The sequence below is a fragment of the Streptococcus sp. 27098_8_74 genome (assembly GCF_041431705.1).
GTDB classification, from domain to species: Bacteria; Bacillota; Bacilli; order Lactobacillales; family Streptococcaceae; genus Streptococcus; species Streptococcus salivarius_E.
In genome coordinates, this window is sequence record NZ_JAPVYF010000012.1 from 63,357 (window position 1) to 71,784 (window position 8,428).

At 38.5% G+C, this 8,428-nt stretch carries 12 protein-coding genes; 2 read left to right on the forward strand and 10 right to left on the reverse strand.

Features of this window, described 5'->3' with window-relative positions; all coding sequences use genetic code 11:
- Window positions 1-2 precede the first annotated feature (2 nt).
- The 10 genes from yaaA to O3670_RS06360 form a co-directional block, all read right to left on the reverse strand.
- A complete protein-coding gene (yaaA, locus tag O3670_RS06315) occupies window positions 3-734 on the reverse strand; it encodes a peroxide stress protein YaaA (protein WP_002885850.1) in 732 nt (243 codons plus the stop codon).
- 86 nt (window positions 735-820) lie between these two features.
- Entirely contained in the window at window positions 821-1,762 is a 942-nt protein-coding gene (locus O3670_RS06320) for a YitT family protein (RefSeq protein ID WP_002885781.1), read from the reverse strand.
- Window positions 1,755-3,506 (reverse strand): aspartate--tRNA ligase, encoded by a 1,752-nt coding sequence (aspS, locus tag O3670_RS06325; protein ID WP_013991302.1) that lies wholly within the window; start codon window positions 3,504-3,506, stop codon window positions 1,755-1,757. The genes O3670_RS06320 and aspS overlap by 8 nt, the downstream gene beginning before the upstream one ends.
- 109 nt (window positions 3,507-3,615) lie before the next feature.
- The gene (locus O3670_RS06330) at window positions 3,616-4,038 is read right to left on the reverse strand and encodes a hypothetical protein (RefSeq protein WP_002892121.1); all 423 of its coding nucleotides are present in this window, start codon (window positions 4,036-4,038) and stop codon (window positions 3,616-3,618) included.
- Between the two features lie 7 nt (window positions 4,039-4,045).
- Window positions 4,046-5,326, reverse strand: a complete 1,281-nt coding sequence (gene hisS, locus O3670_RS06335; protein ID WP_175057854.1) for a histidine--tRNA ligase — start codon at window positions 5,324-5,326, stop codon at window positions 4,046-4,048.
- 236 nt (window positions 5,327-5,562) lie between these two features.
- Entirely contained in the window at window positions 5,563-5,709 is a 147-nt protein-coding gene (locus tag O3670_RS06340) for a hypothetical protein (protein WP_227039390.1), read from the reverse strand.
- On the reverse strand, window positions 5,699-6,124 hold the full coding sequence (locus tag O3670_RS06345; RefSeq protein ID WP_371595904.1) for a PTS transporter subunit EIIC: 426 nt from the start codon (window positions 6,122-6,124) through the stop codon (window positions 5,699-5,701). The genes O3670_RS06340 and O3670_RS06345 overlap by 11 nt, the downstream gene beginning before the upstream one ends.
- A gap of 19 nt (window positions 6,125-6,143) precedes the next feature.
- Entirely contained in the window at window positions 6,144-6,491 is a 348-nt protein-coding gene (locus tag O3670_RS06350; RefSeq protein ID WP_371595900.1) for a PTS beta-glucoside transporter subunit IIABC, read from the reverse strand.
- A gap of 12 nt (window positions 6,492-6,503) precedes the next feature.
- Complete coding sequence (locus tag O3670_RS06355; RefSeq protein WP_229056610.1) at window positions 6,504-6,635, reverse strand: PTS transporter subunit EIIB; 132 nt, start codon at window positions 6,633-6,635, stop codon at window positions 6,504-6,506.
- A gap of 64 nt (window positions 6,636-6,699) precedes the next feature.
- Entirely contained in the window at window positions 6,700-7,812 is a 1,113-nt protein-coding gene (locus tag O3670_RS06360; RefSeq protein WP_371595903.1) for a vitamin B12 independent methionine synthase, read from the reverse strand.
- Window positions 7,813-8,042: 230 nt separating this feature from the next.
- Here O3670_RS06360 and rpmF point away from each other — a divergent pair, with 230 nt between their 5' ends.
- Entirely contained in the window at window positions 8,043-8,225 is a 183-nt protein-coding gene (gene rpmF / locus O3670_RS06365) for a 50S ribosomal protein L32 (protein WP_002892130.1), read from the forward strand.
- Window positions 8,226-8,240: 15 nt separating this feature from the next.
- Window positions 8,241-8,390: a 50S ribosomal protein L33 gene (rpmG, locus tag O3670_RS06370; protein ID WP_002262412.1), complete on the forward strand. Its 150-nt coding sequence runs from the start codon at window positions 8,241-8,243 to the stop codon at window positions 8,388-8,390.
- The last annotated feature ends 38 nt before the right edge of the window (window positions 8,391-8,428 follow it).

The following is an 8,428-nucleotide window of genomic DNA, read 5'->3' on the forward strand; positions in this document are numbered from 1 at the left end:
TTTTATGCAATTTTAACAAAAACTAGCTCATTATTAGAGGATAAATCCTCACGATAATTAAACTCATCAAAAGACAATTTTCGTAAATCATTAATCGTTTGACAATTCTCCTCCATAACAGCTGTCAAAAAAGCCCCTCTTGCCTTTTTGGAAATCGTAGAGTGAGTCTTAAGAACCCCATTGCGGTCTTCCATAAAACTAACCGTGAATAACTGCTTACGAAGAGTTGGACTAAAAACATCCTCGAATTCACTTGAAAGCAAAGAAACAACCGGAACTTGACTCTCCTCTAAAAATTGATCATATTCAGCACGCCAATAGTTTTTTAAGGACTGACCATCAACCTTAATCTTCGTATGAAAGTCATGACGATGTTCTTGAATCGGGTAAAAAGCGGGAATGATTCCATAAAAAGAAGATGTGATAAATACTTGTTGGTCTAAGAATTCTTTTTCACATGTGGATAAGTCACTACGTTTGATGTGACGATACATCAGTCCATTAAAAAGCTCGATAGCCGGATAGGTTTTCGCTTCTCCCGATAAAATCGCAGCCCAGCGCTGCTTTTCTTTCTCAGCCTGCTCAGGCTTTATTTTATAAGCTGTGGATAATTCATCTGTGGACAATTTTGCCATTTCAGTTAGGATAGCCGCACTCTTTTCGGATAATTTTTGAGACGAAACTTCCTTACTGGCCTTCATTTCTTTTGCGGTTGGAATTAAAAATCTAATCATACTGATATTGTAAAGTCAAGCAGGCATTTCGTCAAGAATTCTCTCCAACAAAAAAGAAGCTAACGTTCGTCAACTTCCTTTTTTTGTTAGTCATCTAAATCAACAAAACGACCTAGAATATGTACATTTTCTGCGATGGAGACAAAGGCTTTGGGATCTGCCTTTCTCATATAATGCTTGAAGTCAGTATACTCTTCACGCGTAATAATCGCCAGTAATACTGCTTTCTTTTCGTGATTATAAGTCCCTTCCGCATCATTAATCAGCGTTACTCCACGGTGGAGTTTCTTCTGAATCATCCTTACAACTGGGTCAGGATTACTTGTGACAATCATAGCCTGCATTTTCTTTTGTTTTGTGAAAATCGCATCTGTAACTCGACTAGAAACAAAAATAGTCACCATTGAATAAAGAGCATATTTCCAACCAAAAAGAATGCCCGCAAAAACCATGATAATTCCATTGACAATCAAGGAGATATTACCAACATCACGACCTGTTTTCTTACGAATAGTGAGGCTAACGATATCCGTCCCCCCACTAGAGATACGTGATTTTAAACCGAAACCAATCCCCGTACCCATGACCAAACCACCAAAGATAGCATTGATCAAAGGATCCTCTGTCAAGGTTACATGTGGCATCACCTGAATAAAAAGGGAGCTCATCGTTACTGTAATGAAGGTAAAGATTGTAAATTTATGGCCAATCTTGTACCAAGCCATAATCAAGAGAGGGATATTAATCGCATAGAAAGTCAATGATACTGGTATCTCAAAGCCCAAAGTTCTAACACTCAATGCCGATAAAACCTGTGCCAAACCTGTTGCTCCACTGGAGTAAACATGTCCAGGTTGAAAAAAGAAATTAACGGCGATTGACGATAAGAGACCATAAAGTAAAGAAGCTGAGACTTTTTCAGTATATTTTTCACGGGAAATACTACGTACAGCCTGCAAAACGCCCATTTTCTTCGCAGACTTTTTCGCTACAAATTTAACATGTTTATGAAGAGGTGCTTTATTCATTTTCTAAATCTACATGAAGGGCAAGTTCTTCCAACTGTTTATCAGCCACAAGACTTGGGGCCTGAGTCATAGGATCTGATGCCTTATTATTTTTAGGGAAGGCAATCACTTCACGGATATTATCTTTACCTGCAAGAAGCATAACAAAACGGTCAAGACCGATAGCCAAACCACCATGTGGTGGGAAACCATAGTCCATAGCTTCAAGAAGGAATCCAAATTGCTCATAGGCTGATTCTTCAGAGAAACCAAGGGCTTTCAACATACGTTCCTGTAGGTCTTTATGATTGATACGTAGACTTCCTCCACCAAGCTCATAACCATTCAAGACAATATCATAAGCTACAGCACGTACCTTGGAAAGATCTCCTTCAAGCTCTGCTGCAGAATCTTCTGTTGGCAAAGTAAATGGGTGGTGAGCAGACATATAGCGTCCTTCTTCTTCAGACCACTCAAACATTGGCCAATCGACAACCCAAAGGAAGTTGAACTTAGTGTTGTCAATCATGTCAAGTTCTTTAGCAATTTGATTACGCAAAGCACCAAGTGTGTTATTAGCGATTTCAAGTGTATCTGCTACAAAAAGAACTAGATCATTCTCTTCAAGGTGTAAAGCATCTGTCAACTTATCTTCAATACTTGTCAAGAATTTAGCAACTGGACCTGCTAGAGCTCCGTCAGTCATCTTAACCCAAGCAAGACCTTTAGCGCCAAATTGTTTGGCAAACTCTGTCAACTTGTCAATACTTTTACGTGAGTATTTGTCTGCATTTCCTTTGACAACAATTGCCTTAACAGCTGGTGCCTCAGCAAATACTTTGAAGTCTACACCCTTGACAACTTCTGTCAAGTCTTGTAAAAGCATGTCAAAGCGTGTATCTGGCTTGTCAGAACCATAGTTATTCATGGCATCATCATAAGACATGCGGGGGAATGGTAATGTAACTTCAATCCCTTTAGTTTCTTTCATAACCTTAGCAATCAATCCCTCTGTAATATCTTGGATTTCTTGCTCATTAAGGAATGACGTTTCCAAGTCAACTTGTGTAAACTCAGGTTGACGGTCTCCACGCAAATCTTCATCACGGAAACACTTAACAATTTGATAATAACGGTCAAAACCAGCATTCATTAATAATTGTTTAGTGATTTGGGGACTTTGCGGAAGAGCATAAAAGTGGCCTTGGCTAACACGGCTTGGCACCAAGTAATCACGAGCACCTTCTGGTGTAGATTTTGTCAACATTGGTGTTTCAACATCGATAAATTCCAAGTCATCCAGATAATTACGGATGGCGTGAGTTACCTTTGCACGGAGCTTAAAGTTTTCCAACATTTCTGGACGACGAAGATCCAAGTAGCGGTAACGCATACGTGTATCATCACTAGCCTCAACACCATCTTTGATTTCAAATGGTGTTGTTTTGGCAGTATTAAGGACTTTAAGGTCTTCAACTTTAAGTTCGACAGCACCTGTAGGCAAGTTATCATTAGCTTGTTCACGCGCTTCAACAGTTCCTGTTACTTCAATAACAAATTCGCTACGCAAGCTCTCAGCTGTTTCAACCACAGTTGCATCCGCATTCTCAGGGTTAACAACCAACTGCATCAAACCTTCACGGTCACGAAGATCGATGAAAATCAAACCTCCGAGGTTACGACGGCGAGATACCCAACCTTTCAAAGTAATAGTAGTTCCGATGTGTTCACTACGAACACGTCCGGCATACATAGAACGTTCCATAAATACACTTCTTTCGTTAATTTTTTAGTCTTAACTATTATAGCAAAAAGCCCATCAAAACCCCACCCATTTCAGGTTAGAATTTTAATAGACTTTCTTTTTTATCAAACTATTTGCCAAATTGTTTCAACAAATCACTAGTATCCACGTAATCTTCAGCAAACTCTTCAAAATCTTCAAAACGATAATCAGCTGTTTCTAAGTCAAGTAAACTATTCCAGCGGAAACCGTAAACATCTTCAATGATAACACTAAGTTCATCAGTTTCCTCATCTACCTGCCATCCCAAATAACGTTCCTGAGTTTCAAAACTCAAGACTACATCTTGACAATCTTGACGCCAAACTTGACCAAGTAATTGCTGACACATCGCATGATCACTTGCAGGCTCATCATTAAACCAAGTAATTTCATGCTTATCAAGAAAAGCAATCAACTGCCAAAACTGTTGTTGGAAACGAATAGGCATACTACGATCAAAAGCCAAACTAAACTTTTCACTCCGTTTGAGCATATCAACTATACTAATCATATGCCCCCTACTTTTCTAACTGTTTGAGGACTGCTGCAAAGTTGTTAGTTAGCTCTTCGAAACTTACAGTAACTTCCTCACGAGTAGAATTATTTTTGACATTAACTTGACCTGACTCCACTTCACTCTCACCTAATGTGATAACAGTCTTGGCCTTGAAGGTATCTGCTGACTTGAATTGTGCCTTAATCTTCCGTCCAAGGTAATCACGTTCAGCTTTAAATCCTTGATAGCGGATAGCTTGAACTAACTCAAGAGCTTTGCCATTAGCACCTGAACCAAGTACTGCGATGTAAACATCCAGACTTTCTTCCACAGGAAGTTCGATACCTTGTTTATCAAGAACCAAAAGCAAGCGTTCTAAACCAAGTCCAAAACCAAAACCAGCTATTTCTGGACCACCGAAGTATTCAACCAAACTATCGTAACGACCGCCCGCACAGATTGTCAATTCAGACTTATCAATAGTGGTAATAAATTCAAAAATCGTGTGGTTGTAGTAATCAAGACCACGTACCATATTAGTATCAATCACATAAGGAATGTTAAGACTATCGAGCATGGCACGCACTTCGTCAAAGTGCGCTTGACTTTCGTCATCTAAATAATCAAGAATAGAGGGTGCATTTTCAACTGCAACCTTATCTTCTTTTTCTTTTGAATCGAGTACTCGCAAAGGATTTTCATCCAAACGGCGCTGACTATCTTTTGATAAAGTATCACGCATTGGTGTCAAGTAGTCAATCAAGGCCTGACGATAAGCCAGACGACTCTCAGTATTTCCAAGGCTATTCAAATGAAGGGTAACTTCCTTGATGCCAAGCGTATTAAAGAGTTGGTAGGCCATAGCAATGGTTTCAACATCTGTGGCTGGATTTTTTGATCCAAAGCACTCTACACCTAGTTGGTGGAACTCACGCAAGCGTCCTGCTTGAGGACGTTCATAACGGAACATTGATCCAATATAATAAACTTTAACGGGTTTTTGAACCTCTGGCGCAAAGAGTTTATTTTCTACATAAGAGCGTACAACCGGTGCTGTTCCTTCTGGACGAAGTGTTATATGACGGTCTCCCTTATCATGAAAATCGTACATTTCCTTAGTAACGATGTCAGTTGTATCACCTACTGAACGTGAAATGACCTCGTAATGTTCAAACATAGGTGTACGAATTTCACCATAATTGTATTTCTTAAATGTTTCACGTGCAACATTTTCTACGTACTGCCATTTAGCACTATCAGCAGGTAAAATATCCTGCGTTCCCTTAGGTTTTTGAAGTTTCATAATGATGATACAGGTCTCAAATAGACCTGCCCTCCTTTTCCGTTATTACAGATATAATCACTCTATTCTATCATAATTTACATAGCTTTTGGGAAATGGTAGAGGTTTTTTCAACGTAAGAAAGAAACAGACCTCCCGGCCTGCCACAATCATTAATCTTCTTTATAAAGAACGAAGGTCACAACAAAAGAGACCACAACAGAAATTACAAGACCTGCAATAGCTGTGTAAAAATATTAAAGTGTATCTTCACCGATATAGGCTGCAATCGTCAAGAGACCTGGGGAACCACCTGCAAAATTTCTCACACCTAAAATACCAAGGAAGAAGCCACCTACTCCCCCTGCAACAATAGATCCTATGACGGCAGCTTTATTTTGCAAAGTTACCCCATAAAGAGCCGGTTTCGTAATCCCACAAATTGCAGTAATTCCAGCAGATGAAGCCAGAACTTTTTTTGGTATCCTTAGTTTTTAAAGCAATAGCAAGGGCTACTCCCCCCTGAGCCACATTCGAAGCTAAAGTACCTGGACCTAAAATCAAAAGTGTTACGTTTGCAGTGATCAAGGTCGTAATCATAGGCACCAAGAAAAATTTAACAGTCTTTGATGAAATTTTAATTGCAAAGCGCTCCACATAACTCATAAACCAAACTGCCAAAATAACAGGAATAACCGTTGATGAGTAAGAAGTTAATGTAAGGGGAATACTAAAGAAAGAGACGCCATGACCTGATTCCTTGGCAGTTGTCACAATCTGCGTAAAAGTTGGGTGTAATAAAATAGCACCAATCAACATCCCCAATTGAGCGGTTGTCTTAAACTATCGAGCTTCTGAAGCACCTAAAAATACAGGTAAAAAAATAAAATCCAGCATCACTAATAAAATTAAGAACTTGATCGTTAACATCATCTACAGCTACTACCTTAAAGACAACCAAAAGAGACAAAACGGCTTTGATCATCCCTGCTGCTGTAATTACCGGTAAGATTGGTGTGAAAATCCCAGAAATAAGGGCTAAAAAGCTTTGAAGAGGAGTTCTGTCTTGTTTTTCCGATGATTCCTTAGACACTTCATCTAGGTCTAATAAGCCTTCCAAGGCACGGTATACATTTGGTACATCACTCCCAACAACAACTTGATACTGGCCACCACTCTTAGCCAAACTCACAATACCTTAGATAGTTTGAACAACTTTATCATCCGCTAAGGTAAAACATAAACGTTTAGCACAGTTTACAAGATTCTGAACTTTCTCCTTTCCTCCTACAGCATCTAAAATCTTCTGTCCTGTCTCTTTATAGTTCATGACACTTCCTTTCTATACTCATAAAAAGAGAGAACAAGCTGAGCCTGTCCTCTACATTTTTCTATTATGACCAAACTTTATCAGTAATTGTTTTAATCAATTGTAATTTATTCCACTCGTCTTGCTCAGTCAAGATATTGCCTTCTTCAGTTGATGCAAAACCACATTGAGTTGAGATACCAAGGTTCTTAAGTGGTACAAGCTCAGCCGCTTCATGGATACGAGCGATGACAGCATCTACATCTTCCAAAGCTGGATCCTTAGAAGTAATCACACCAAGCACCAATTCAACATGATCACGGTTATTCCAAATCGTTGGAAGTGGTGCGAAGCTACCTGAACGCGCATCATCGTATTCCAAGAAGAAGATATCATAATTCAATTTCCCAAGATATTTAGCTACTGAATCATAGCCACCTTCAAAAAGATAAGTTGATTTAAAGTTTCCACGACAAATATGAGTAGCCAAAGTCAAATCTTCTGGAAGACCTTCCAAGGCTTTATTGATAGTGTATACATCATCCTCAGCAATTTTTACCAACTCAGCTGTTTTCTCAGGATTATTTTTTTCATTCTCAAACTGTTGAATCAAATAACCCCAAGTCGTATCATCCAACTGTACATAACGTGCACCCAAATCGTAGAAATGTTGGATGGTATCATGGTAAGCTTTTGCCAAATCATCAAGAAAATCTGTCCATGAATCATAGTAATCTGCATAAAGATCACTACGGTGGTCACGGTTAATGATGAGTGATGGACTTGGAGTAGTTACTTTTGGAGTAATTCCTTCAGGAGTCACTGATTTAAGATATTCAAAGTCACGATAGAAAGGATGATTAGGATTTTCGGCAATCTTACCATTGATACGAACATTGGTTGTACGTGTCTTAGCTCCATGGAATTTATATGAATCTTCTTGTTGGTAAGATTCAAAACCAGTTAGGTTCCATAGGAAATCAAGGTGCCACCAAGAACGACCAAATTCACCATCAGAAACTACTTGAAGACCATTTTCTACCTCATGATGAACCAATTCCTTAACCAATTCATCTTGTACTTTCAACAATTCTTCTTGCGAAATCTCACCATTGGCAAATTTTTCACGTGCTTCTTTTAAAGCTTGTGGACGAAGGTAAGAACCAACATGATCAAAATGATAATGAACTTTACTCATAGTTATTTACTCCTTTTTATGCTTTCACTTAATGTAATAATAAGCCTATTCTAGCACTTGCTGCTATAGCAGTGAAATATGTATTTGTTATCGCATGATATAGTTTTTAACTATATCATTTCTTGGAAAGTTTTTTGTCAAGTAACTTTACTTTACAAAAAAGATATGTTATTCTGTTATAGTTGATTTAAAATCAAGAACATAAATATTAATTCGGAGGAAATAAAGAAATGGCAGTACCTGCACGTCACACTTCAAAAGCGAAGAAAAACAAACGTCGTACACACTACAAATTGACTGCTCCATCAGTACAATTTGACGAAACAACTGGAGATTACTCACGTTCACACCGTGTATCACTTAAAGGATACTACAAAGGACGTAAAATCGCTAAAGCTAACGCAACTAAATAATAGAAGGGAGATACCATGCGCGTAAATATTACACTTGAACACAAAGAATCTGGTGAACGCTTGTACCTTACTTCAAAAAACAAACGTAACACTCCAGACCGTCTTCAATTGAAAAAATACTCACCAAAATTGCGTAAACACGTAATCTTTACTGAGGTTAAATAAGGATTCAATACGAATCAATACAAAAGAAAAACGCTGAT